20 protein-coding genes are annotated in these 22984 nt (G+C 64.0%); 15 read left to right on the forward strand and 5 right to left on the reverse strand.

The features are described from left to right. Window positions 1–5 precede the first annotated feature (5 nt). Complete coding sequence (locus ACY8GK_RS19050) at window positions 6–1673, reverse strand: lactate permease LctP family transporter (RefSeq protein WP_462401824.1); 1668 nt, start codon at window positions 1671–1673, stop codon at window positions 6–8. A gap of 250 nt (window positions 1674–1923) precedes the next feature. Between ACY8GK_RS19050 and ACY8GK_RS19055 the strand changes: the two genes are divergently transcribed. Beyond that, window positions 1924–2691 carry an FCD domain-containing protein gene (locus tag ACY8GK_RS19055; RefSeq protein WP_196178338.1) on the forward strand — a complete coding sequence of 256 codons (768 nt, stop codon included), beginning with the start codon at window positions 1924–1926 and terminating at the stop codon, window positions 2689–2691. Between the two features lie 81 nt (window positions 2692–2772). On the opposite strand, the gene smpB is transcribed toward ACY8GK_RS19055, so the two are convergent. Then, window positions 2773–3255, reverse strand: coding sequence for an SsrA-binding protein SmpB (smpB, locus tag ACY8GK_RS19060; protein ID WP_196178006.1), 483 nt, complete (start codon window positions 3253–3255; stop codon window positions 2773–2775). A 162-nt stretch (window positions 3256–3417) separates the two neighbouring features. Here smpB and ACY8GK_RS19065 point away from each other — a divergent pair, with 162 nt between their 5' ends. Continuing rightward, entirely contained in the window at window positions 3418–3852 is a 435-nt protein-coding gene (locus ACY8GK_RS19065) for a type II toxin-antitoxin system RatA family toxin (protein WP_196178004.1), read from the forward strand. A 272-nt stretch (window positions 3853–4124) separates the two neighbouring features. On the opposite strand, the gene ACY8GK_RS19070 is transcribed toward ACY8GK_RS19065, so the two are convergent. Beyond that, complete coding sequence (locus tag ACY8GK_RS19070; protein ID WP_196178002.1) at window positions 4125–4646, reverse strand: outer membrane protein assembly factor BamE; 522 nt, start codon at window positions 4644–4646, stop codon at window positions 4125–4127. Window positions 4647–4743: 97 nt separating this feature from the next. Between ACY8GK_RS19070 and fur the strand changes: the two genes are divergently transcribed. Further along, the gene (gene fur / locus ACY8GK_RS19075) at window positions 4744–5148 is read left to right on the forward strand and encodes a ferric iron uptake transcriptional regulator (RefSeq protein WP_196178000.1); all 405 of its coding nucleotides are present in this window, start codon (window positions 4744–4746) and stop codon (window positions 5146–5148) included. Window positions 5149–5296: 148 nt separating this feature from the next. Here fur and recN read toward each other — a convergent pair whose 3' ends face one another. Continuing rightward, window positions 5297–6967: a DNA repair protein RecN gene (recN, locus tag ACY8GK_RS19080; protein ID WP_196177998.1), complete on the reverse strand. Its 1671-nt coding sequence runs from the start codon at window positions 6965–6967 to the stop codon at window positions 5297–5299. 192 nt (window positions 6968–7159) lie between these two features. Between recN and grpE the strand changes: the two genes are divergently transcribed. The 8 genes from grpE (at window position 7160) to ACY8GK_RS19120 (ending at window position 17587) form a co-directional block, all read left to right on the forward strand. Further along, entirely contained in the window at window positions 7160–7714 is a 555-nt protein-coding gene (gene grpE / locus ACY8GK_RS19085) for a nucleotide exchange factor GrpE (protein ID WP_196177996.1), read from the forward strand. A gap of 101 nt (window positions 7715–7815) precedes the next feature. After that, entirely contained in the window at window positions 7816–9741 is a 1926-nt protein-coding gene (dnaK, locus tag ACY8GK_RS19090; protein ID WP_196177994.1) for a molecular chaperone DnaK, read from the forward strand. 210 nt (window positions 9742–9951) lie between these two features. Then, entirely contained in the window at window positions 9952–11076 is a 1125-nt protein-coding gene (dnaJ, locus tag ACY8GK_RS19095; protein WP_196177992.1) for a molecular chaperone DnaJ, read from the forward strand. Window positions 11077–11089: 13 nt separating this feature from the next. After that, on the forward strand, window positions 11090–11896 hold the full coding sequence (gene dapB, locus ACY8GK_RS19100; RefSeq protein WP_196177990.1) for a 4-hydroxy-tetrahydrodipicolinate reductase: 807 nt from the start codon (window positions 11090–11092) through the stop codon (window positions 11894–11896). Window positions 11897–12213: 317 nt separating this feature from the next. Then, complete coding sequence (gene carA, locus ACY8GK_RS19105) at window positions 12214–13350, forward strand: glutamine-hydrolyzing carbamoyl-phosphate synthase small subunit (protein ID WP_462401825.1); 1137 nt, start codon at window positions 12214–12216, stop codon at window positions 13348–13350. A 109-nt stretch (window positions 13351–13459) separates the two neighbouring features. Then, complete coding sequence (gene carB / locus ACY8GK_RS19110; RefSeq protein ID WP_196177985.1) at window positions 13460–16681, forward strand: carbamoyl-phosphate synthase large subunit; 3222 nt, start codon at window positions 13460–13462, stop codon at window positions 16679–16681. Then, window positions 16678–17160: a transcription elongation factor GreA gene (gene greA / locus ACY8GK_RS19115; protein ID WP_462401826.1), complete on the forward strand. Its 483-nt coding sequence runs from the start codon at window positions 16678–16680 to the stop codon at window positions 17158–17160. The genes carB and greA overlap by 4 nt, the downstream gene beginning before the upstream one ends. After that, a complete protein-coding gene (locus ACY8GK_RS19120) occupies window positions 17138–17587 on the forward strand; it encodes an MFS transporter (protein ID WP_462401827.1) in 450 nt (149 codons plus the stop codon). The genes greA and ACY8GK_RS19120 overlap by 23 nt, the downstream gene beginning before the upstream one ends. 13 nt (window positions 17588–17600) lie before the next feature. Here ACY8GK_RS19120 and ACY8GK_RS19125 read toward each other — a convergent pair whose 3' ends face one another. Continuing rightward, window positions 17601–17909 (reverse strand): YhbY family RNA-binding protein, encoded by a 309-nt coding sequence (locus tag ACY8GK_RS19125; protein WP_060392475.1) that lies wholly within the window; start codon window positions 17907–17909, stop codon window positions 17601–17603. A gap of 102 nt (window positions 17910–18011) precedes the next feature. Between ACY8GK_RS19125 and rlmE the strand changes: the two genes are divergently transcribed. The 4 genes from rlmE to glmM all read left to right on the forward strand — a co-directional run bounded on the left by rlmE (window position 18012) and on the right by glmM (window position 22978). After that, a complete protein-coding gene (gene rlmE / locus ACY8GK_RS19130) occupies window positions 18012–18635 on the forward strand; it encodes a 23S rRNA (uridine(2552)-2'-O)-methyltransferase RlmE (RefSeq protein WP_196177979.1) in 624 nt (207 codons plus the stop codon). Window positions 18636–18852: 217 nt separating this feature from the next. Then, on the forward strand, window positions 18853–20760 hold the full coding sequence (gene ftsH / locus ACY8GK_RS19135; protein ID WP_196178336.1) for an ATP-dependent zinc metalloprotease FtsH: 1908 nt from the start codon (window positions 18853–18855) through the stop codon (window positions 20758–20760). 8 nt (window positions 20761–20768) lie between these two features. Further along, a complete protein-coding gene (gene folP, locus ACY8GK_RS19140; protein WP_196177977.1) occupies window positions 20769–21620 on the forward strand; it encodes a dihydropteroate synthase in 852 nt (283 codons plus the stop codon). A 17-nt stretch (window positions 21621–21637) separates the two neighbouring features. Continuing rightward, window positions 21638–22978 (forward strand): phosphoglucosamine mutase, encoded by a 1341-nt coding sequence (glmM, locus tag ACY8GK_RS19145; protein ID WP_462401828.1) that lies wholly within the window; start codon window positions 21638–21640, stop codon window positions 22976–22978. Window positions 22979–22984: the final 6 nt, after the last annotated feature.

Consider the following 22984-nt stretch of genomic DNA (forward strand, 5'->3'; position numbering starts at 1 on the left):
TCACGCTAGTGGACCAGCATGCCGGTCAGCCAGTAGGCCTGAACCAGGGTGATCAGGCCGACGATGGTGGCGAAGAACAGACTGTGCTTGAGCGTGAAGCGGAACAGGTCCGATTCCTTGCCGACCAGGCCGGTGGCGGCGCAGGCCACGGCGATCGATTGCGGGGAAATCATCTTGCCGGTCACGCCGCCGCTGGTGTTGGCCGCCACCAGCAGGGTGTCGTTGACCCCGATCTGGTGCGCGGTGGTGGCCTGCAGCGAGCTGAACAGGGCGTTGGACGACGTGTCCGAGCCGGTCAGGAACACGCCCAGCCAGCCGAGGAACGGCGAGAAGAACGGGAACGCCGCGCCGGTGCCAGCCAGAACCAGGGCCATGGTCGAGGACATGCCCGAATAGTTGGTGACGAAGGCGAAGGCCAGCACCATGCCGATCGACAGGATCGGCCAGCGCAGCTCGTACAGGGTTTCCTTGAAAGTGGTCAGACCAGTCCTGAAGTTGATCTTCAACACCAGCATCGACAACAGCGCCGAGAGGAAGATCGCGGTGCCGGTGGCCGAAATCGGGTCGAGCTTGAACACCGCCGGGATCGCCGTCGGGGTGGCCACGATCGGTGCGCTCTTGATCACCAGTTGGTCAAGGTGCGGCACGGCGAAGTTGAACACCCAGCTGTACATCGAGCCACCCGCGGCGAAGGCCGCCTTGAACGGCTTGAGGGTCCAGATGGTGACCAGCACGGTGAGGATCAGGAACGGCGACCAGGCCTTGAAGATCTCGCCCAGGCTGTAGGGCGAAGGCTGGCTGCCGCCACCGTTGGCCACGGCCGCGCCGATGCTGCCCGGGGCGCCGGCGAACGAGCGCTTGGGCTGCCAGACCTTGAGGAACAGGGTCAGGGCAATCAGGCTGGCCAGGGCCGAGGTGATGTCCGGCAGCTCCGGGCCGATGAAGTTGGAAGTGAAGTACTGGGTCACGGCGAAACTCAGGCCGGCCACCAGCGCGGCGGGCCAGGTTTCCTTCACGCCGCGCACGCCATCCATCATGAACACCAGCCAGAACGGCACGAACAGCGACAGCAGTGGCAGCTGGCGGCCAGTCATGGCGCCGATGTGGAAGGCGTCGATGCCGGTCACCTGGCCGGCGACGATGATCGGGATGCCGAGGGCGCCGAAGGCCACCGGCGCGGTGTTGGCGATCAGGCACAGGCCGGCGGCGTACAGCGGGTTGAAGCCGAGGCCGACCAGCAGGGCAGCGGTGATCGCCACTGGCGCGCCAAAGCCGGCCGCGCCTTCGAGGAAGGCACCGAAGCAGAAGCCGATCAGCAGGACCTGTAGGCGCTGGTCGTCGGTGATCGATAGCACCGAGCTGCGGATCACCTCGAACTGGCCGCTCTTGACGGTCAGCTTGTAGAGGAACACGGCGGCGACGATGATCCAGGCGATCGGCCACAGGCCGTAGGCAAAGCCATAGCCGGCCGCGGCCAGGGCCATGTCGGCGGGCATCTGGAAGGCGAAGATCGCCACCAGGATCGACAGTGCCAAGGTGATGCTGCCTGCTACGTGACCCTTGAGGCGAAACACCGCCAGGGCCAGGAAGAAGAACACGATCGGTATGACGGCGGCTAGCGCGGACAGGCCCAGGCTGCCAAGTGGCGAATAAAGTTGTTGCCAGGTTTGCATACGGGGTGGCCCCTAATTGTCGTTGGTCAGGCGCTGGCATTGGCTAATTGGTAAGACCAATTTACAATGTCTGAACGCTAGGTTAAAACCCGGCCTCTGGTGTGTCAATTTGTCTCGTTCGTGACTTTGGTCGCAGACCGGTCGATGGAACTCTGGACCGTTGCAAAAAGCAGCGACTGGCAAGTGTCGGTCGCCCATGGATGAGCGAGAATAGGCGCCCCGCACACGGGCGGGTTGTGGAGAGTGAATGATGGTTTTTGATCAGGTCCGTCAACGGCGCCTGTCCGACGATATCGTCGAGCGGCTCGAGGGAATGATCCTCGAAGGCACCTTGACCTCGGGCCAGCGACTGCCGGCCGAGCGGGTCCTGGCCGAGCAGTTCGGCGTATCCCGTCCCTCGTTGCGCGAGGCGATCCAGAAACTCGTGGCCAAGGGGCTGCTGGTCAGTCGCCAGGGCGGCGGCAACTATGTCGCCGAGGCGCTGGGCTCGACCTTCAGCGATCCTTTGCTGCAACTGCTCGAGCGCAGCGGCGATGCCCAGCGAGACCTGCTCGAGTTTCGCCATACCCTCGAGGCTTCGTGCGCCTACTATGCCGCCCAGCGGGCTACCGAGCCTGACCGGGCACGGCTCAAGGCGGCCTTCGATGCGCTGCAGGACTGCTATTCACGCGCCGATGAAGTCAGCCGTGCCGAAGAGGGCGCCGCCGACGCGCGCTTTCACCTGGCCATCGCCGAAGCCAGCCACAATGCCGTGCTGCTGCACACCATCCGCGGGCTGTTCGACTTGCTCAAGCGTAACGTGGTGACCAACATCGGCGGCATGTACCAGCAGCGCAGCGAAACCCGCGACATGCTGATCAGCCAGCATCGGCAGCTCTACCAGGCGATTGTCGAGGGGCGCGCCGATGATGCTCGGCAAGTGTCGAGCCGGCATATCCTGTACGTGCAGGAGGTGCTGGAGGAGGCCCAGCAGCAAGCGCAGCGGGTCGCCCGGGCCGAGCGCCGCAGCGGCCACTAGACGCCGCTTCGTCAGGCGCATGCCCAGGCCGCGTCGCCGATGCCCGTGTGGGCCGGTGACGTGGCCAGGCGGGGCGAGCGGCTACTCGTCCTTGCCCTTGTTGCGTACCGCCCGCTGGATCTCGCGGTTGGAGTCGCGCTCGCGCTGGGTATCGCGCTTGTCGAACTCCTTCTTGCCCTTGCCGAGCGCGATCTCGCACTTGATCAGGTGCTTGCTCCAGTACAGCGACAACGCCACGCAGGTGTAGCCCTTCTGCGCGACCGACGCTTCGACGCGTTCGAGCTCGCGCTTGTTGAGCAGCAGCTTGCGGGTGCGCGTGGGGTCGGCGATGACGTGGGTGCTGGCGGTGGTCAGCGGGGTGATGTGGCTGCCGAACAGCCAGGCTTCGCCATCCTTGAGCAGCACGTAGCTGTCGGTCAGGTGCGCCTTGCCGGCCCGCAGGCTCTTTACTTCCCAACCGGACAGGACCAGTCCGGCCTCGAACTTGTGCTCGATGAAGTAATCGTGTCGCGCTTTCTTGTTCTGCGCGATGGTCCCGGTCGGATGTTTCTTTTGCTTAGCCATAGGGACGGCATTATAAGCAGCCGTTCGGCTTGTCGGCTACGGGATTTCTGCATGCTTGAGCCTGTAGGACGAATCCCGGACAATGCAGGACCTGTCTCGTCGATCGGGACAGGTTCCCGATGCGCCGCGAGGCGCTGCCGCCCAAGCTTTGGAAGTGACGCCTTGACTACCCATATCCAACGCTCTGCCCTGCTGCCTTATCCTGCCCAGGCGCTCTACGATCTGGTCAATGATGTGGCCAGCTACCCGAAGTTCCTGCCCTGGTGTTCGGCATCGACCGTGCTCGAGGCGAGCGAGACCCACATGCGCGCCAGTCTGGAAGTGGCCAAGGGCGGCCTGAGCCAGCAGTTCATGACCCGCAACACGTTGGTGCCGGGGCGGTCGATCGAGATGAACCTGGAGGAGGGGCCGTTCACTCAGCTGCATGGCCTGTGGATCTTCAAGCCGCTGGGGGACAAGGCCTGCAAGATCAGTCTGGACATGTCTTTCGACTATGCCGGGTCGCTGGTGCGCGCGACGCTGGGGCCGTTGTTCAACCAGGCCGCCAATACCCTGGTCGATGCATTCTGCCAGCGGGCCAAGCAGCTGTATGGGTGAGAAGTAGGAGCCGCTGGGTGTTCCGGCAGCGACCGCTCCCACACCTTGCCCCCACCGGTGGTGTCGAAAGCACGGTCGCGAACTGGAGCGGCCGCAATGCCGCGACAGGGCGCGCAGCGGCGTCGGGTACCTTCGACAGTCAGTGACGATTTCGAGACCCCGGAGCTGCTTTGCAGCCCCATCGCGGCACGGCGGCCGCTCTTACCTCCAGGCCCTGAAGTCCACCGAGAGCGTTGGAGGCACGGCCCCAACGCTTCTGGAAGACATTCGAGTCAAGGCGAGGTTTCCAGCGGCGCCGGTGTCGGCACCGGGGTGGTCTCGATGGTGTCGATTTCGCGCTGGATCGACTCTTCCAGCGAGCCAGGCTGGGCCGGTTGCTCGGCAGGCTGCTGGCCTGGTTGGGCTTCAGGGCTGACGGTGGTGTCGCCGCTGCCGCCGAGGATTTCCTGATCACGACTCACGCCCGGCATGAAGTCGCCAGAGAGGCTGACCAGCTGGTCGCTGTCATTGAAGAACACGCTGACGCGTTCTTGCTGGCGCTGGCCGCCACCAGGCTGGAGGCTGTACAGGTAATCCCAGCGATTGGTGTTGAACGTGTCCTGCAACAAGGGGTTGCCCATGATAAACCGTACTTGGCGACGGGTCATTCCGGGACGCAATTGGTCTATCATGTCTTGCGTGACGACATTGCCCTGCTGGATGTCGATTTTGTAAACCCCGGGAAACGAGCAACCGGCGAGTGCGAGCAGTCCCACGAAGGTGAGGCTGGTTAGCAAGAGCTTGGTGTTTTGCATCGGTGGGCGACTTCCACTATCTTGGCTGGACAACGTAAACCCCGATCATACCCGTATTAAGAGAAGCTGCGAAGCAGCATCGGCGAGAAAGCTGACCATGGTTGAAAATAGCGAATTACGCAAAGCGGGTCTCAAGGTAACCCTGCCTCGAGTGAAGATCCTCCAGATGCTCGACTCGGCCGAGCAGCGCCACATGAGCGCGGAAGATGTCTACAAGGCACTGATGGAAGCTGGCGAGGACGTCGGTCTGGCAACCGTCTACCGTGTACTGACCCAGTTCGAAGCCGCGGGTCTGGTGGTTCGCCACAACTTCGACGGCGGTCACGCCGTGTTCGAACTGGCCGACAGCGGCCATCACGACCATATGGTCAACGTGGATTCCGGCGAAGTCATCGAATTCGTCGATACCGAGATCGAAAAGCGCCAGAAGGAAATCGTCGCCGAGCACGGCTACGAACTGGTCGATCACAATCTCGTGCTGTATGTACGCAAGAAGAAGTAACGGTTTCGATCGTCACTGACACAAGAAAGGCGACCTGGGGTCGCCTTTCTTGTGCCTGCGGCTTGAAGCCTGGGGCCGTGAAGCCCGTCATGCGGTAACCGGCGCCCCGGCAACGCACCATATAAGGAAGCGCTGCCCGCGCATGCCCTCACTTGCCGGACACCACCATCTTGCGCGCATGAGCCAGGGATTCCTTGGTCAGGTCGATGCCGCCGAGCATCCTCGCCACCTCTTCGACACGCTCGCGCTTGCCGAGGCTGGCCACGGCGGTATGGGTAGTATCGCTCTGGCGAACCTTGTGCACGAACAGGTGATGATGCCCTTGCGCCGCGACCTGCGGCAGGTGGGTCACGGTCAGGACCTGGCCGCGCTCGCCCAGGCGACGCAGCAGCTGGCCGACGATCTCCGCGGTCGGGCCACCGATGCCCACGTCGACTTCGTCGAAGACCAGGGTCGGGATGCGCGAGGTCTGCGCGGTGATCACCTGGATCGCCAGGCTGATCCGCGACAGCTCGCCACCGGATGCCACCTTCGCCAGGCCCTTGAGCGGCTGACCAGGGTTGGCGCTGACCAGTAGTTCGACCAGCTCCAGGCCGTTTGGCGAAAGCTCGTCGCCAGCGACAGGCGTGAGCGCGATGCGGAAGCGCCCGCCCGGCATGCCCAGGCGCTGGATCTCCTGCTCGACGGCTTCGGCGAGCTGGCTGGCGGCATGCTGGCGCAGGCCGCTGAGTTCGGCAGCCTTTTCCTGGTAATGCTTGGCATAGGCGGCCAGCTCCTCGGCGAGGCGTTCGAGCGACTCGTCGCTGGCGTTGAGCCCTTCGAGCTCATCCATCAGCCGCTGTTGCAGCTGGGGCAGCTCGGCCGGTTGCACGCGATGCTTGCGCGCCAGGGTGTAGAGGGTGTCGAGGCGCTCTTCAAGGGCTTGCAGGCGCATCGGGTCGGCATCGAAATGATCGAGGAAGCGGTTGAGCTCGCCGACCGCTTCTTCCACCTGGATCTGCGCGCTGGCGATCAGGTTGGCTGCCTCGCCCAGGGCGCGCGGCGCGTCGGCGGCGGCGCCGAGGCGGTTGAGGCAGGCGGTCAGGGCGCTGAGCACGTTGCCCGAGTCGCTCTCGCTGCACTGGTCGATGACCTGGCGGCATACGCCGAACAGGGCTTCGGCATTGGTCAGGTTCTTGTGCTCCTGCTCCAGCTGCTCGAGCTCGTTCTCGCCCAGGTTGAGGTTTTCCAGCTCCTCGAGCTGGTAGCTCAGCAGTTGGTGGCGTGCCCGTTGTTCGTCGCTGGAGTTGGACAGCCGCTCCAGCTCCTGGCGGGTCTGCCGCCAGCGCTGGGCCGCCAGCTGGACCTGGCGCGCCAGGTCGCTGGCGCCAGCGTACTCGTCGAGCAGGCGACGATGGGTGTCGGTCTTGAGCAGCGACTGGTGTTCGTGCTGGCTATGGATGTCGATCAGCAGTTCGCCCAGGGCCTTGAGATCGCCGAGCGGGCAGGGCGTGCCATTGATGTAGCCGCGGCTTCGCCCTTCGGCGGTGATCACGCGGCGCAGGATGCACGGGCCGTCCTGCTCGAGGTCGCGCTCGGCCAGCCAGGCGTGGGCTTCGGGGATGTCCGCCAGGTCGAAGGTGGCGAGGATGTCCGCCTTGTCGGCGCCCGGGCGCACCACGCCACTGTCGGCGCGGTCGCCCAATGCCAGGCCGAGCGCGTCGAGCATGATCGACTTGCCAGCACCGGTCTCGCCGGTGATGACGCTCATGCCCCGGGCGAGCTCGAGGTCCAGGTGTTCGACGATGGCGTAGTTGTGGATCGACAGGTGCACCAGCATGGGCGGCTCCCGATTTTTGTTCAGGTCTGTTTATTTATACAGTGTTTGCCGTGGGCCTGACAATGCCCCCTGACGGCAGGCATGCATGGGTGAGCGGCGAGCCTGCCCTTGAAGCTGGGTTTTCAGCCCCCATATATCCGCCAGACCCGGCGAGCACGTCTCGCGCACACCCCATTTGCGAAGGAGAACCCCATGGCTGACGAACAACTGGATGAAAAGAACCTCGACACCGAAGCCGCTGGCACTGAGGATCTCGGCGCCCGCGTGCAGCAGCTCGAGGAGCAGCTGGCAGCCGCCCAGGATCAGTCCCTGCGTGCCGTGGCCGACCTGCAGAACGTCCGTCGCCGTGCCGAGCAGGACGTCGAGAAGGCGCACAAGTTCGCCCTGGAAAAGTTCGCCAGCGATCTGCTGCCGGTCATCGACAGCCTCGAGCGCGGCCTGGAACTGTCCAGCGCCGATGACGAGGCGATCAGGCCGATGCGCGAAGGCATCGAGCTGACCCTGAAGATGTTCGCCGACACCCTCAAGCGCTACAACCTCGAGGCCGTCGACCCGCATGGCGAGCCGTTCAACGCCGAGCATCACCAGGCCATGGCCATGGAAGAAAGCGCCGAGGTCGAGCCCAACAGCGTGCTCAAGGTGTTCCAGAAGGGCTACCTGCTCAACGGCCGTCTGCTGCGCCCCGCCATGGTGGTGGTCAGCAAGGCGCCGGCAGCGCCGCAACCCTCGATCGATGAACAGGCTTGAAATCTTCCGGGGCAACCCCATCTAGGTGTCAAGCACTCAAGTATTGCCGCAGTTGGCCAACGCGCCCGCTGTAACCCAATTCAAGTTTCGGGAGATTCAACATGGGCAAAATCATCGGTATCGACCTGGGGACCACCAACTCCTGCGTCTCCATCCTCGAGAACGGTAACGTCAAGGTCATCGAGAACGCCGAAGGCGCGCGCACCACGCCATCGATCATCGCCTACGCCAACGACGGCGAGATCCTGGTCGGCCAGTCGGCCAAGCGCCAGGCAGTGACCAACCCGCACAACACCTTGTTCGCGGTCAAGCGCCTGATCGGTCGTCGCTTCGAAGAAGACGTCGTGCAGAAGGACATCAAGCTGGTGCCCTACAAGATCGTCAAGGCCAGCAATGGTGACGCCTGGGTCGAAGCCAATGGCAAGGAAATGGCGCCGCCGCAGATCAGCGCCGAAGTCCTCAAGAAGATGAAGAAGACCGCCGAAGACTACCTCGGCGAGCCGGTCACCGAAGCGGTCATCACCGTTCCGGCCTACTTCAACGACAGCCAGCGCCAGGCCACCAAGGATGCCGGTCGCATCGCCGGCCTGGACGTCAAGCGCATCATCAACGAGCCGACCGCCGCCGCGCTGGCCTATGGCATGGACAAGGCCAAGGGCGACCACACCGTCATCGTCTATGACCTCGGTGGTGGTACCTTCGACGTCTCGGTCATCGAGATCGCCGAAGTCGATGGCGAGCACCAGTTCGAAGTGCTGGCTACCAACGGCGACACCTTCCTCGGTGGCGAAGACTTCGACATGCGCCTGATCGACTACCTCGTCGACGAGTTCAAGAAAGAGTCCGGCATGGACCTGAAGAACGATCCGCTGGCCCTGCAGCGCCTCAAGGAAGCTGCGGAAAAGGCCAAGATCGAGCTGTCCTCGGCCCAGTCGACCGACGTCAACCTGCCGTACATCACCGCGGATGCGACCGGTCCGAAGCACCTGAACGTGAAGATCTCCCGCGCCAAGCTGGAGTCGCTGGTCGAGGACCTGGTGCAGCGCACCATCGAGCCTTGCCGCATCGCCCTGAAGGACGCCGGCATCGATGCCAGCAAGATCAACGACGTGATCCTCGTCGGCGGCCAGACCCGCATGCCGCTGGTGCAGAAAGCCGTTGCCGACTTCTTCGGCAAGGAAGCGCGCAAGGACGTCAACCCGGACGAAGCGGTCGCCATGGGTGCCGCCATCCAGGGCGCGGTCCTGGCCGGTGACGTCAAGGACGTGCTGCTGCTGGACGTCAGCCCGCTGACCCTGGGCATCGAGACCATGGGCGGCGTGATGACTCCGCTGATCGAGAAGAACACCACCATCCCGACCAAGAAGTCGCAGGTGTTCTCGACCGCCGACGACAACCAGAGCGCCGTGACCATCCACGTCCTGCAGGGCGAGCGCAAGCAGGCCGCGCAGAACAAGTCGCTGGGCAAGTTCGACCTTGCCGACATCCCGCCAGCTCCGCGTGGCGTGCCGCAGATCGAAGTGACCTTCGACATCGACGCCAACGGCATCCTGCACGTCGGCGCGAAGGACAAGGCCACCGGCAAGCAGCAGTCGATCGTCATCAAGGCCAACTCCGGACTGTCGGACGAAGAGATCGAGCGCATGGTGCGTGACGCCGAGGCCAACGCCGAGGAAGACCGCAAGTTCGAGGAGCTGGCTGCGGCCCGCAACCAGGGCGATGCGCTGGTCCACTCGACCCGCAAGATGGTGGCCGACGCCGGCGACAAGGTGAGCGCTGACGAGAAGACCGCGATCGAAGCGGCCGTGGTGGCCCTGGAAGCCGCCATCAAGGGCGACGACAAGGCAGCCATCGACGCCAAGGTCGAGGAGCTGTCCAAGGTCTCCGCGCCGGTGGCCCAGAAGATGTACGCCGAGCAGCAGGGCCAGCAGCCACAGGGCGGCGCCCAGCAGGCCGAACCGGAAGCTCGCCAGGACGACGTGGTGGACGCCGAGTTCGAGGAAGTGAAAGACAACAACAAGCAGTAATCCCTGCAAGTTGTCGGCCGGCTCGTCGTCATCGGGCGTCGAGCTGGTAGGATGTCGCCGCGCGGGGGCTTGCTCCCGCGTTGGCGTGTCTGGGACACACGAAATTCTACGGCATCTGTCGGGGCGCCTGCGGGCCTGGCGACGGGTGTCGACGGCACGGCGCAAGATGCGCAGAGGTTTGCCGAAAGCCCTCAAGAGTGCGAATGACTTATGGCAAAGCGTGATTATTACGAGGTCCTGGGTGTCGAGCGCGGCGCCAGCGAAGGCGACCTCAAGAAAGCCTATCGCCGCCTGGCGATGAAGTACCACCCGGACCGCAACCCCGGTGACAAGGAGTCGGAAGACAAGTTCAAGGAGGCCAACGAGGCCTACGAAGTGCTCTCCGATGCCAGCAAGCGCGCGGCCTACGACCAGTACGGCCATGCCGGCGTCGACCCGAGCATGGGTGGCGGTGGCGCGGGCTTCGGTGGCGCCAACTTCTCCGATATCTTCGGCGATGTCTTCAGCGACTTCTTCGGTGGCGGCCGTGGTGGCGCGCGTGGCGGTGCCCAGCGTGGCAGCGACCTGCGCTATACCCTCGAGCTGAACCTGGAAGAAGCCGTGCGCGGCACCACGGTCAACATCCGCGTGCCGACGCTGGTCAACTGCACCCATTGCGACGGCAGCGGCGCCAAGAAAGGCTCCGCGCCGACCACCTGCTCGACCTGTGGTGGCATTGGCCAGGTGCGCATGCAGCAAGGCTTCTTCTCGGTCCAGCAGACCTGCCCGCGTTGCCATGGCCGTGGGTCGGTCATCACCGATCCGTGCAACGCCTGCCATGGCGAAGGGCGAGTCGAGGAATACAAGACCCTGTCGGTCAAGGTGCCGCCAGGAGTCGACACGGGCGATCGCATCCGCCTGTCGGGCGAGGGCGAAGCTGGGGCGCAAGGTGGGCCCACCGGTGACCTCTATGTGGTCATCAGCGTGCGCGAGCACCCGATTTTCCAGCGCGATGGCAAGCACCTGTATTGCGAGGTGCCGATCAGCTACACCGATGCCGCCCTCGGTGGCGAGCTGGAAGTGCCGACTCTCGACGGCAGGGTCAAGCTGCGCATCCCGGAAGGTACCCAGACCGGCAAGCAGTTCCGTCTGCGCGGCAAGGGTGTGGCCCCGGTCCGTGGTGGCGCCGCGGGCGACCTGATGTGCCGCGTGGCGGTCGAGACGCCGGTCAACCTGAGCCGTCGCCAGCGCGAGCTGCTCGAAGAGCTGCGTGATTCGCTGGAAGTCGACAGCTCCCATTCGCCCAAGGCCAGTGGTTGGTTCGAGGGTGTGAAGCGCTTCTTCGGCGATCTCTGAGAAGGAACTGGTTATGCGACGTATTGCAGTGATGGGAGCCGCTGGGCGCATGGGCAAGACCCTGGTCGAGGCCGTGCAGCAGCAAGCTCCGGTAGCCGGCCTCACGGCAGCCATCGACAAGCCCGACAGTTCGCTGGTGGGCGCCGATGCTGGCGAACTGGCGGCGCTTGGGCGGATCGGCGTGCCGCTGTGTGGCGATCTGGCCAAGGTCGCCGACGAATTCGACGTGCTGATCGATTTCACCCATCCTTCGGTCACCTTGAAGAACCTGGCGTTCTGCCGCAAGGCGGGCAAGGCCATGGTCATCGGGACCACCGGCTTCACTTCGGAAGAAAAAGCGTTGTTGGCCGAGGCGGGCAAGGAAATTCCGATCGTCTTCGCCGCCAACTTCAGCGTCGGCGTCAACCTGTGCCTGAAGCTGCTAGACACGGCGGCGCGGGTCCTGGGTGACGATGTGGACATCGAGATCCTCGAGGCGCATCACCGCCACAAGGTGGATGCTCCGTCGGGGACTGCGCTGCGCATGGGTGAGGTAGTGGCCCAGGCACTGGGGCGTGACCTGCAGCAGGTGGCGGTGTACGGCCGCGAAGGCCAGACCGGCGCCCGCGACCGCCAGACCATCGGCTTTGCCACGGTGAGGGCGGGCGACGTGGTCGGTGACCACACAGTACTGTTCGCCGCCGAAGGCGAGCGCGTGGAGATCACCCACAAGGCCTCCAGCCGCATGACCTTCGCCAAGGGTGCGGTGCGTGCCGCGTTGTGGCTCGATGGGCGCGCGCCCGGGTTGTACGACATGCAGGATGTGTTGGAGCTGCGTTGAAGGTGGGGGAGCGAAGGAGCGGGAACCGAGGGCTGCTGCGCAACCCCGGCAGGCTCGATGTCACCGCTCCCCATGCCTCGCTTTACGAAAACGGCCACCTCCCGCTCCCTTCATTGAGCCAATGTCGCAATCCACTGCATCCAAGGCACATATCCGGTAGACCCAAAACACCCATTCCTGTAAGCTACAGCTTTAGTGTGTCCACTAAAAGCGCGCAGATGAATCAGCATAGAAAAGCGGAGTGACGTGTCCATACGTCATTCCGCTTTTTTGCAACCTGCGATCGCCCTTTCAGGCTTGATTTACGGGAGGTCTTCTTGACTAAGCCAGCCATACTCGCCCTTGCCGATGGCAGCATTTTTCGCGGTGAAGCCATCGGAGCCGACGGTCAGACCGTTGGTGAGGTGGTGTTCAACACCGCAATGACCGGCTACCAGGAAATTCTTACGGACCCTTCCTACGCCCAGCAGATCGTCACCCTGACCTATCCGCATATCGGTAACACCGGCACCACCGCCGAGGATGCCGAATCCAACCGCGTCTGGTCGGCCGGCCTGGTGATCCGCGACCTGCCGCTGCTGGCCAGCAACTGGCGCAACACCCAGTCGTTGCCTGACTATCTCAAGGCCAACAACGTGGTGGCGATCGCCGGCATCGACACCCGTCGCCTGACCCGTATCCTGCGTGAAAAGGGCGCGCAGAACGGCTGCATCCTGGCAGGCGACGATATCAGCGAAGAAGCCGCGATCGCCGCCGCGCGCGAGTTCCCCGGCCTCAAGGGCATGGACCTGGCCAAGGTGGTCAGCACCAAGGATCGCTACGAGTGGCGCTCCGGTGTCTGGAAGCTGGAGACCGACAGCCATCCGGAGATCGATGCCGCCAAGCTGCCGCATCACGTGGTCGCCTACGACTACGGCGTCAAGGTGAACATCCTGCGCATGCTGGTCGATCGCGGCTGCCGCCTGACCGTGGTGCCGGCGCAGACCCCGGCGAGCGAAGTGCTCGCGCTCAGTCCCGACGGCGTGTTCCTGTCCAATGGCCCTGGCGATCCCGAGCCGTGCGACTACGCGATCCAGGCAATCAAGGACATCCTCGAGACCGACATCCCGGTGTTCGGTATTTGTCTGGGCCACCAGCTGCTGGCCCTGGCTTCCGGTGCCAAGACCGTCAAGATGGGCCATGGCCACCATGGCGCCAACCACCCGGTGCAGGACCTTGACTCCGGCGTGGTGATGATCACCAGCCAGAACCACGGTTTCGCCGTCGACGAAGCCACCTTGCCGGGCAATGTCCGCGCCATCCACAAGTCGCTGTTCGACGGTACCCTGCAGGGGATCGAGCGTACCGACAAGAGCGCGTTCAGCTTCCAGGGCCACCCTGAGGCGAGCCCGGGGCCGACCGACGTCGCGCCGCTGTTCGACCGCTTCATCGATGCCATGGCCAAGCGCCGCTAAGCATCCTGCGACAAGGCCCCGGACGTGGCAGGTTGCCGCGTCCGGACGCGCCTGACCAAGATTGTCCAAGACGGCTTGCCGACTGACCCGCGGATTTGAGTGACAACCCATGCCAAAACGTACAGACATCAAAAGCATCCTGATTCTCGGCGCTGGCCCGATCGTGATCGGCCAGGCCTGCGAGTTCGACTATTCCGGCGCCCAGGCTTGCAAGGCCCTGCGCGAGGAAGGTTTCCGCGTCATCCTGGTGAACTCCAACCCGGCCACCATCATGACCGACCCGGCCATGGCCGATGCCACCTACATCGAGCCGATCAAATGGCAGTCGGTGGCCAAGATCATCGAGAAGGAGCGTCCTGACGCGCTGCTGCCGACCATGGGTGGCCAGACCGCGCTCAACTGCGCCCTGGACCTCGAGCGCCATGGCGTGCTGGAGCAGTTCGGGGTGGAAATGATCGGCGCCAACGCCGACACCATCGACAAGGCCGAAGACCGTTCGCGCTTCGACAAGGCGATGAAGGCCATCGGCCTGGAGTGCCCGCGCTCCGGCATCGCCCACAGCATGGAAGAAGCCAACGCGGTGCTCGAGCGCCTGGGCTTCCCATGCATCATCCGTCCGTCCTTCACCATGGGCGGTACCGGTGGCGGCATCGCCTACAACCGTGAAGAATTCGAGGAAATCTGCGCCCGCGGCCTGGACCTGTCGCCGACCAAGGAGCTGCTGATCGACGAATCGCTGATTGGCTGGAAGGAATACGAGATGGAGGTGGTCCGCGACAAGAAGGACAACTGCATCATCGTCTGCTCGATCGAGAACTTCGACCCGATGGGCGTCCACACCGGTGACTCGATCACCGTCGCGCCGGCGCAGACCCTGACCGACAAGGAATACCAGATCATGCGCAACGCCTCGCTGGCGGTGCTGCGCGAGATCGGCGTTGAAACCGGTGGTTCCAACGTGCAGTTCGGCATCTGCCCGAACACCGGCCGCATGGTCGTCATCGAGATGAACCCGCGCGTGTCGCGTTCCTCGGCGCTGGCCTCGAAGGCCACCGGCTTCCCGATCGCCAAGATCGCCGCCAAGCTTGCGGTCGGCTACACCCTCGACGAGCTGCAGAACGACATCACCGGTGGTCGTACCCCGGCTTCGTTCGAGCCGTCGATCGACTATGTGGTCACCAAGCTGCCACGCTTCGCCTTCGAGAAATTCCCCAAGGCCGATGCCCGCCTGACCACCCAGATGAAATCCGTTGGCGAAGTCATGGCCATCGGCCGGACCTTCCAGGAGTCGCTGCAAAAGGCCCTGCGCGGCCTGGAAGTCGGCGCCTGCGGCCTCGACCCGAAGGTCGACCTGGCCAGTCCGGAAGCCGCCAACATCCTCAAGCGTGAGCTGACCGTGCCGGGCGCCGAGCGCATCTGGTACGTGGCCGATGCCTTCCGTGCCGGCATGAGCCGCGACGAGATCTTCGCCCTGACCAGCATCGACCACTGGTTCCTGGTGCAGATCGAAGACCTGATCAAGGACGAGGAGAAGGTCAAGACCCTGGGCCTGGCCGACATCGACGCCGCGCTGATGCGCCGCCTCAAGCGCAAGGGCTTCTCCGACCAGCGTCTGGCCAAGCTGCTCGGCATCACCGACAAGAACCTGCGCCGTCACCGCCACAAGCTGGAAGTGCTGCCGGTGTACAAGCGCGTCGACACCTGCGCCGCCGAGTTCGCCACCGACACCGCCTACCTGTATTCGACCTACGAGGAGGAGTGCGAGGCCAACCCGTCCGATCGCGACAAGATCATGATCCTCGGCGGTGGTCCCAACCGTATCGGCCAGGGCATCGAGTTCGACTACTGCTGCGTGCACGCAGCCCTGGCGCTGCGTGACGATGGCTACGAGACCATCATGGTCAACTGCAACCCGGAAACCGTTTCCACCGACTACGACACGTCCGATCGCCTCTACTTCGAGCCGCTGACCCTGGAAGACGTGCTGGAAATCTGCCGCGTCGAGAAGCCCAAGGGCGTCATCGTCCACTACGGCGGCCAGACCCCGCTGAAGCTGGCGCGCGCCTTGGAAGAGGCTGGCGTACCGATCATCGGTACCAGCCCGGACGCCATCGACCGTGCCGAAGACCGCGAGCGCTTCCAGCAGATGGTCCAGCGCCTGAACCTGCTGCAGCCGCCAAACGCTACCGTGCGCAGCGAAGACGAGGCGATCCGTGCCGCGGCCAGCATCGGCTATCCGCTGGTCGTGCGCCCCTCGTACGTACTGGGCGGGCGCGCCATGGAAATCGTCTACGAGCCCGAAGAGCTCAAGCGCTACCTGCGCGAGGCGGTCCAGGTCTCTAACGATAGCCCCGTACTGCTCGACCACTTCCTCAACTGCGCCATCGAGATGGATGTCGACGCGGTCTGCGACGGCACCGACGTGGTGATCGGCGCGATCATGCAGCACATCGAGCAGGCCGGCGTGCACTCCGGCGACTCGGCGTGCTCGCTGCCGCCTTACTCGCTGAGCAAGGAAGTCCAGGACGAAGTGCGCGAGCAAGTGCGCAAGATGGCCCTGGAACTGGGCGTGATCGGCCTGATGAACGTGCAGCTGGCCCTGCAGGGCGACAAGATCTACGTGATCGAAGTCAACCCGCGCGCCTCGCGTACCGTGCCGTTCGTCTCCAAGTGCATCGGCACTTCCCTGGCGATGATCGCGGCCCGCGTGATGGCCGGCAAGTCGCTCAAGGAACTGGGCTTCACCGAGGAAATCATCCCGAACTTCTACAGCGTCAAGGAAGCCGTCTTCCCGTTCGCCAAGTTCCCCGGGGTTGACCCGATCCTCGGTCCTGAGATGAAATCCACGGGTGAAGTCATGGGCGTGGGCGACAGCTTCGGCGAAGCCTTCGCCAAGGCCCAGATGGGCGCCAGCGAAGTGCTGCCGACCGGCGGCACCGCCTTCATCAGTGTGCGCGACGACGACAAGCCGCAGGTGGCTGGCGTCGCCCGCGACCTGATCGCCCTGGGCTTCGAAGTGGTCGCGACCGCCGGGACCGCCAAGGTCATCGAGGCAGCCGGCCTGAAAGTACGCCGTGTGAACAAGGTGACCGAAGGCCGCCCGCACGTGGTCGACATGATCAAGAACGACGAGGTGTCGCTGATCATCAACACCACCGAAGGCCGCCAGTCGATTGCCGATTCCTACTCGATTCGTCGCAATGCGCTGCAGCACAAGATCTACTGCACGACTACCATTGCGGCTGGTGAAGCCATCTGCGAAGCGCTGAAGTTCGGCCCCGAGAAGACCGTTCGCCGCTTGCAGGATCTGCATGCAGGACTCAAAGCATGAGCATGACCAAGTACCCGATGACCGTCCAGGGTGCCCGCGCCCTGGAAGAGGAGCTGTTGTTCCTGAGCAAGACCGAGCGCCCGCGCCTGAGCCAGGCGATCGGCGAAGCGCGTGAGCTCGGCGACCTCAAGGAGAACGCCGAATACCATGCCGCTCGCGAAGAGCAGGGCATGGTCGAGGCGCGGATCCGTGACATCGAAGGGCGCCTGCAAAACTCGGTGGTGATCGATGTCACCACCATCGCCCATACCGGCAAGGTGATCTTCGGTACCACCGTGGACCTCGAGAACACCGAGACCGGCGAGCAGGTGACCTACCAGATCGTCGGCGAGGACGAAGCCGACGTGAAGAAGGGCAAGCTCTCGAACAGTGCACCGATCGCCCGCGCCATCATCGGCAAGGAAGAAGGTGACACCGTGGTGGTCCAGACGCCCAACGGGACGGTCGAGTACGAGATTGTCGAAGTCAAACACATCTGACCGGCGCTTGCGGGCGCCATCGCTCGAGGGGATCCTCTGGCAGCTGGCCCAGGTATTCTGGGTTGGCGGCCTGTGGGTATTTCACGTCGGGCTGGTGCCGGCGCTCAAGGTCAGCGGCCTGGCACCCTTGCTGGTACAGGACGTCGCCGCGCAGATCGACCGTTGGCTGGTCGGCGTGGCGTGGCTCGGGCTGATGATCCAGCTGGCGGTGCTGGCGCGGGTCGACGGCCTGTCCGCCTGGTGGCGTCAGTTCCGTGGGCAGATGCTGTTGCTGGGCTTCACCGCCTGCGTGACGTACTACACGCTGCGCTACGGCATCGCCGTGGGTGAGCGGTGGCAGATGTTCTGCTTCCTGGCGCTGGGCTTCGCCGGCATCGTGCTGGTGGCCCAACCGGTCCCCGTCAGGGCGCGCGCGCCGCGCCGCTGAGGGGCTCCACCGGTTACTTGTAACGGTGGACGTTCGACAGCTGCTTGTTCGGTTGCGGGTTCTTGCGGTAGATCAGGGCTTTCTTGCCGATGGTCTGCACCAGCTCGGCGCGGCCGACCTTGCACAGTTCGGCGATGGCCGCCGCACGCTCTTCGCGATCTTCGGAGCGGATCTCCACCTTGATCAGCTCGTGATCAGCCAGGGCGCGCTCCAATTCGGCCACCACGCCTTCGTTCACCCCATTGCCGGCGACGATCAGGACGGGCTTGAGGTCATGACCAATGGACTTGTACTGCTTCTTCTGCTCGTTATTGAGCGGCATAATCTGACCCTTTTCGTCTGATTCTGTAAAATTGACCGGCATTTTACCCGAGGGCCCGTGGCTCCGCCCAGTCAATCCAGACGCATATCATCGAGGTGCCCCGTGGCGCAACGTTCCAAGAGCAGCCATAACTGGCTGAGAGAGCATTTCAACGATCCTTTCGTGAAGCAGGCGCAGAAGGACGGCTACCGTTCGCGCGCCAGCTACAAGCTGCTGGAGATTCAGGAAAAGGACCGCCTCATCCGGCCTGGCATGAGCGTGATCGACCTGGGCGCTGCTCCCGGCGGCTGGTCGCAGGTGACCAGTCGTCTGATCGGTGGGCAAGGCCGGCTGATCGCTTCGGACATCCTGGAGATGGACAGCATTCCCGACGTGACCTTCATCCAGGGCGACTTCACCCAGGACGAGGTGCTCGAGCAGATCCTGCAGGCGGTCGGCGATTCGCATGTGGACCTTGTGATTTCCGACATGGCCCCCAATATGAGTGGAACGCCCGAGGTCGACATGCCGCGCGCCATGTTCCTTTGCGAGCTCGCCCTGGATCTTGCCGGTCGCGTGTTGAAACCTGGAGGCGATTTCCTGATCAAGATCTTCCAGGGGGAAGGCTTCGACCAGTATCTCAAGGATGTCCGCAGCAAGTTCGACAAGGTGCAGATGCGCAAGCCGTCGTCATCGCGCGACCGCTCCCGCGAGCAATACCTCCTGGCCAGGGGCTGGAAAGGCTAGAGCCAGGGCCCCGCAAGGGGTTGGTGATTGGATGATAGTTATTTCCAATCGGCGTTTTCTGACGGGTTTGTCGGATCTTCGTGTAGGCTAGGTTTCACAAAGGGTTACAGACGGTGCCTGCGAATGCGTAGGTAATGTAGTAAGTTAGGTCGGTGAATATCATGCGAGGCACGGCTGCGTCGTGCGCCGGACCTCAGAGGGTAGCTAATTGAACGACATGGCAAAGAACCTGATCCTGTGGTTGATCATCGCGGCGGTCCTCGTGACCGTGATGAACAACTTCTCCAGCCCGAACGAGCCGCAGACCCTCAACTACTCTGACTTCATCCAGCAAGTCAAGGACGGTAAGGTCGAGCGTGTCACGGTCGACGGCGCCGTCATCACCGGCAAGCGCACCGATGGCGATACCTTCAAGACCGTTCGCCCGGCGATCGCCGACAACGGCCTGATCGGCGACCTGGTCGACAATCGCGTGGTGATCGAAGGCAAGCAGCCCGAGCAGCAGAGCATCTGGACCCAGTTGCTGGTGGCCAGCTTCCCGATCCTGGTGATCATCGCCGTCTTCATGTTCTTCATGCGCCAGATGCAGGGCGGTGCCGGCGGCAAGGGCGGCCCGATGAGCTTTGGCAAGAGCAAGGCGCGGCTGCTGTCCGAAGACCAGGTCAAGACCACCCTGGCCGACGTCGCCGGCTGCGACGAAGCCAAGGAAGAGGTCGGCGAGCTGGTCGAGTTCCTGCGCGACCCGGGCAAGTTCCAGCGTCTGGGTGGCCGCATTCCGCGCGGCGTGCTGATGGTCGGCCCGCCCGGTACCGGCAAGACCTTGCTGGCCAAGGCCATCGCTGGTGAGGCCAAGGTGCCGTTCTTCACCATTTCCGGTTCCGACTTCGTCGAGATGTTCGTCGGTGTCGGCGCCAGCCGTGTCCGCGACATGTTCGAGCAGGCCAAGAAGCATGCCCCGTGCATCATCTTCATCGACGAGATCGATGCGGTCGGTCGCCATCGTGGCGCTGGCATGGGCGGTGGCCACGACGAGCGCGAGCAGACGCTCAACCAGCTGCTGGTGGAAATGGACGGCTTCGAGATGAACGATGGCATCATCGTCATCGCCGCCACCAACCGTCCCGACGTGCTCGACCCGGCGCTGCTGCGTCCGGGCCGCTTCGACCGCCAGGTCGTGGTCGGCCTGCCGGACATCCGCGGTCGCGAGCAGATTCTCAAGGTGCACATGCGCAAGGTGCCGATCGGCGAGAACGTCAATGCCGCCGTCATCGCCCGCGGCACGCCGGGCTTCTCCGGCGCCGATCTGGCCAACCTGGTCAACGAGGCCTCGCTGTTCGCCGCGCGTGCTGGCAAGCGCCTGGTCGAGATGAAGGAATTCGAGCTGGCCAAGGACAAGATCATGATGGGCGCCGAGCGCAAGACCATGGTCATGTCGGAGAAGGAAAAGCAGAACACGGCCTATCACGAGGCGGGCCACGCCATCGTCGGGCGCATCGTTCCCGAGCACGACCCGGTCTACAAGGTTTCGATCATTCCCCGTGGCCGAGCCCTGGGCGTGACCATGTTCCTGCCCGAGGAAGACCGCTACAGCCTGTCCAAGCGCGCCCTGATCAGCCAGATCTGCTCGCTCTACGGCGGCCGTATCGCCGAGGAGATGACCCTGGGCTTCGATGGCGTCACCACAGGTGCGTCCAACGATATCATGCGTGCCAGCCAGATCGCCCGCAACATGGTCACCAAGTGGGGCCTCTCCGAAAAGCTTGGCCCGCTGATGTACGCCGAGGAAGAGGGCGAAGTGTTCCTCGGCCGCAGCGCGGCGAGCCAGCACGCCAGCGTTTCGGGCGAGACCGCCAAGCTGATCGACTCGGAAGTGCGCAGCATCATCGACCATTGCTATGCCACGGCCAAGCAGATCCTCACCGACAACCGTGACAAGCTCGATGCCATGGCCGAGGCCCTGATGAAGTACGAAACCATCGATGCCGATCAGATCGACGACATCATGGCAGGCCGCACGCCACGCGAACCTCGTGACTGGGACAACGATGCAGGCCCTTCGGGCACCACCGCGCCTCAGGGTGACCGTCCCGAGTCGCCAATCGGCGGTCCGGCGGCTCAACACTAAGGGCATCTATGACCTCTCAGCAGTACCCGGCCCGGTTGCCTTGCGGCAACCGGGTTCTTGATTTGTCCCGCACCCATGTCATGGGTATCCTCAACGTCACTCCCGACTCCTTCTCCGATGGTGGGCGGTTCGCCGCGCGCGATGCCGCCCTGCGCCATGCCGAGGCCATGGTCGCCGCCGGCGCGACGCTGGTCGACATCGGTGGCGAGTCCACCCGTCCTGGCGCTCGCCCGGTCTCGGTCACCGAAGAGCTCGAACGCGTGGCGCCGATGGTCGAGGCCATCGGCAGCCAGCTGGATGTCATCGTCTCGGTGGATACTTCTACGCCAGCGGTCATGCGCGAGGCGGCCCGCCTGGGCGCGGGGCTGATCAACGATGTGCGTGCCCTGGAGCGCGATGGCGCCCTGGACGCCGCGGCGGCCACTGGCTTGCCGGTGTGCCTGATGCACATGCGCGGCGAGCCGGGCGACATGCAGAATAATCCTCACTACGAGGATGTGACCTTCGAAGTCACGCGCTATCTTGAAGAGCGTATGGCTGCCTGCGCGGCTGCCGGCATCGATGCGGGGCGCATCATCCTCGATCCAGGGTTCGGTTTCGCCAAGACGCTGGCGCACAACCTGAGCCTGTTCAGGCACATGGAAGCCTTGTACCGCCTGGGGCGGCCGTTGCTGGTGGGCGTATCGCGCAAGAGCATGATCGGCCTGACGCTCGATCGTCCGGTCGAACAGCGCCTTCACGGCAGCCTGGCATTGGCGGCATTGGCCATGACCAAGGGCGCGAGCATCCTGCGCGTGCATGACGTGGCCGAGACCGTCGATGTGGTACGCATGATCGCTGCGGTACAGAACGCCGAATAGAAGAATCTGGAGCCCTTATGAGCAGAAAATACTTTGGTACCGACGGTATCCGTGGCCGCGTCGGCGAATATCCCATCACTCCGGACTTCATGCTCAAATTGGGCTGGGCCGCTGGCATGGCGTTTCGCAAGCAGGGCAACTGCCGGGTGCTGGTAGGCAAGGACACCCGCATTTCCGGCTACATGTTCGAATCCGCCCTGGAGGCAGGGCTTTCCGCCGCCGGCGCCGACGTGATGCTGCTAGGGCCGATGCCGACCCCGGCCATCGCCTACCTGACCCGCACCTTCCATGCCGAGGCGGGCATCGTCATCAGTGCCTCGCACAACCCGCATGATGACAATGGCATCAAGTTCTTCTCGGGGCAGGGGGTCAAGCTGCCCGACGAGGTCGAGCAGATGATCGAGGAGCTGCTCGACCAGCCGATGAACGTGGTCGATTCGAGCAAGCTGGGCAAGGTGTCGCGGATCAACGACGCGGCCGGCCGCTACATCGAGTTCTGCAAGAGCAGCGTGCCGAGCAGCACCGACTTCGCCGGCCTCAAGCTGGTGGTCGACTGCGCCCATGGCGCTACCTACAAGGTCGCGCCCAGCGTGTTTCGCGAGCTGGGTGCAGAGGTCACCGTGCTGCACGCCCAGCCCGATGGCCTGAACATCAACGAGAACTGTGGCTCGACCCATATCGAGTCGCTGCAGGCTGCCGTGCTGGTGGGGCATGCCGACCTGGGCATCGCCTTCGACGGCGATGGCGATCGGGTGCTGATGGTCGACCATACCGGGGCGATCGTCGACGGTGACGAACTGCTGTTCATCATCGCCCGCGACCTGAAGGAGCGCGGCAAGCTGCAGGGCGGCGTGGTCGGGACCCTGATGAGCAACCTGGGGCTGGAGCTGGCGCTCGGCGAGCTGGACATCCCCTTCGCTCGCGCCAAGGTCGGCGACCGCTACGTGATGGCCGAGCTGCTCGAGCGCGAATGGCAGCTCGGCGGTGAGAACTCCGGCCACGTGGTCTGCTGCGCCCATACCACCACGGGCGATGCGATCATCGCCGCGCTGCAGGTGCTGATGGCGCTCAAGCGCCGTGGCGAGACCCTCGCCCAGGCGCGCCAGGGCGTGCGCAAGTGTCCGCAGGTGCTGATCAACGTACGCTTCTCCGGCAGCGACGTGGATCCCGTGGAGCATCCGGACGTCAAGCGCGCCTGTGCCGAGGTCACCGAGGCGATGGCTGGTCGTGGCCGCGTGCTGCTGCGCAAGTCCGGCACCGAGCCGCTGGTGCGGGTGATGGTCGAAGGCGATGACGAAAGCCAGGTGCGCGGGCATGCCGAGGCACTGGCCAAGCTGGTGGCGGAAGTTTGTGCGTGAAGGCGC

The organism is Pseudomonas sp. Marseille-QA0332 (genome assembly GCF_054950175.1).

Excerpts from the sequence above, each read along its gene's own strand:
- dnaJ (WP_196177992.1), top strand. The coding sequence starts at position 9,952 with ATGGCAAAGCGTGATTATTACGAGGTCCTGGGTGTCGAGCGCGGCGCC.
- ACY8GK_RS19125 (WP_060392475.1), bottom strand. The coding sequence starts at position 17,909 with ATGCCGCTCAATAACGAGCAGAAGAAGCAGTACAAGTCCATTGGTCAT.
- grpE (WP_196177996.1), top strand. The coding sequence starts at position 7,160 with ATGGCTGACGAACAACTGGATGAAAAGAACCTCGACACCGAAGCCGCT.
- ACY8GK_RS19070 (WP_196178002.1), bottom strand. The coding sequence starts at position 4,646 with ATGCAAAACACCAAGCTCTTGCTAACCAGCCTCACCTTCGTGGGACTG.
- ACY8GK_RS19050 (WP_462401824.1), bottom strand. The coding sequence starts at position 1,673 with ATGCAAACCTGGCAACAACTTTATTCGCCACTTGGCAGCCTGGGCCTG.
- ACY8GK_RS19055 (WP_196178338.1), top strand. The coding sequence starts at position 1,924 with ATGGTTTTTGATCAGGTCCGTCAACGGCGCCTGTCCGACGATATCGTC.
- carB (WP_196177985.1), top strand. The coding sequence starts at position 13,460 with ATGCCAAAACGTACAGACATCAAAAGCATCCTGATTCTCGGCGCTGGC.
- dapB (WP_196177990.1), top strand. The coding sequence starts at position 11,090 with ATGCGACGTATTGCAGTGATGGGAGCCGCTGGGCGCATGGGCAAGACC.
- fur (WP_196178000.1), top strand. The coding sequence starts at position 4,744 with ATGGTTGAAAATAGCGAATTACGCAAAGCGGGTCTCAAGGTAACCCTG.
- greA (WP_462401826.1), top strand. The coding sequence starts at position 16,678 with ATGAGCATGACCAAGTACCCGATGACCGTCCAGGGTGCCCGCGCCCTG.
- recN (WP_196177998.1), bottom strand. The coding sequence starts at position 6,967 with ATGCTGGTGCACCTGTCGATCCACAACTACGCCATCGTCGAACACCTG.
- ftsH (WP_196178336.1), top strand. The coding sequence starts at position 18,853 with ATGGCAAAGAACCTGATCCTGTGGTTGATCATCGCGGCGGTCCTCGTG.
- smpB (WP_196178006.1), bottom strand. The coding sequence starts at position 3,255 with ATGGCTAAGCAAAAGAAACATCCGACCGGGACCATCGCGCAGAACAAG.
- glmM (WP_462401828.1), top strand. The coding sequence starts at position 21,638 with ATGAGCAGAAAATACTTTGGTACCGACGGTATCCGTGGCCGCGTCGGC.
- dnaK (WP_196177994.1), top strand. The coding sequence starts at position 7,816 with ATGGGCAAAATCATCGGTATCGACCTGGGGACCACCAACTCCTGCGTC.
- folP (WP_196177977.1), top strand. The coding sequence starts at position 20,769 with ATGACCTCTCAGCAGTACCCGGCCCGGTTGCCTTGCGGCAACCGGGTT.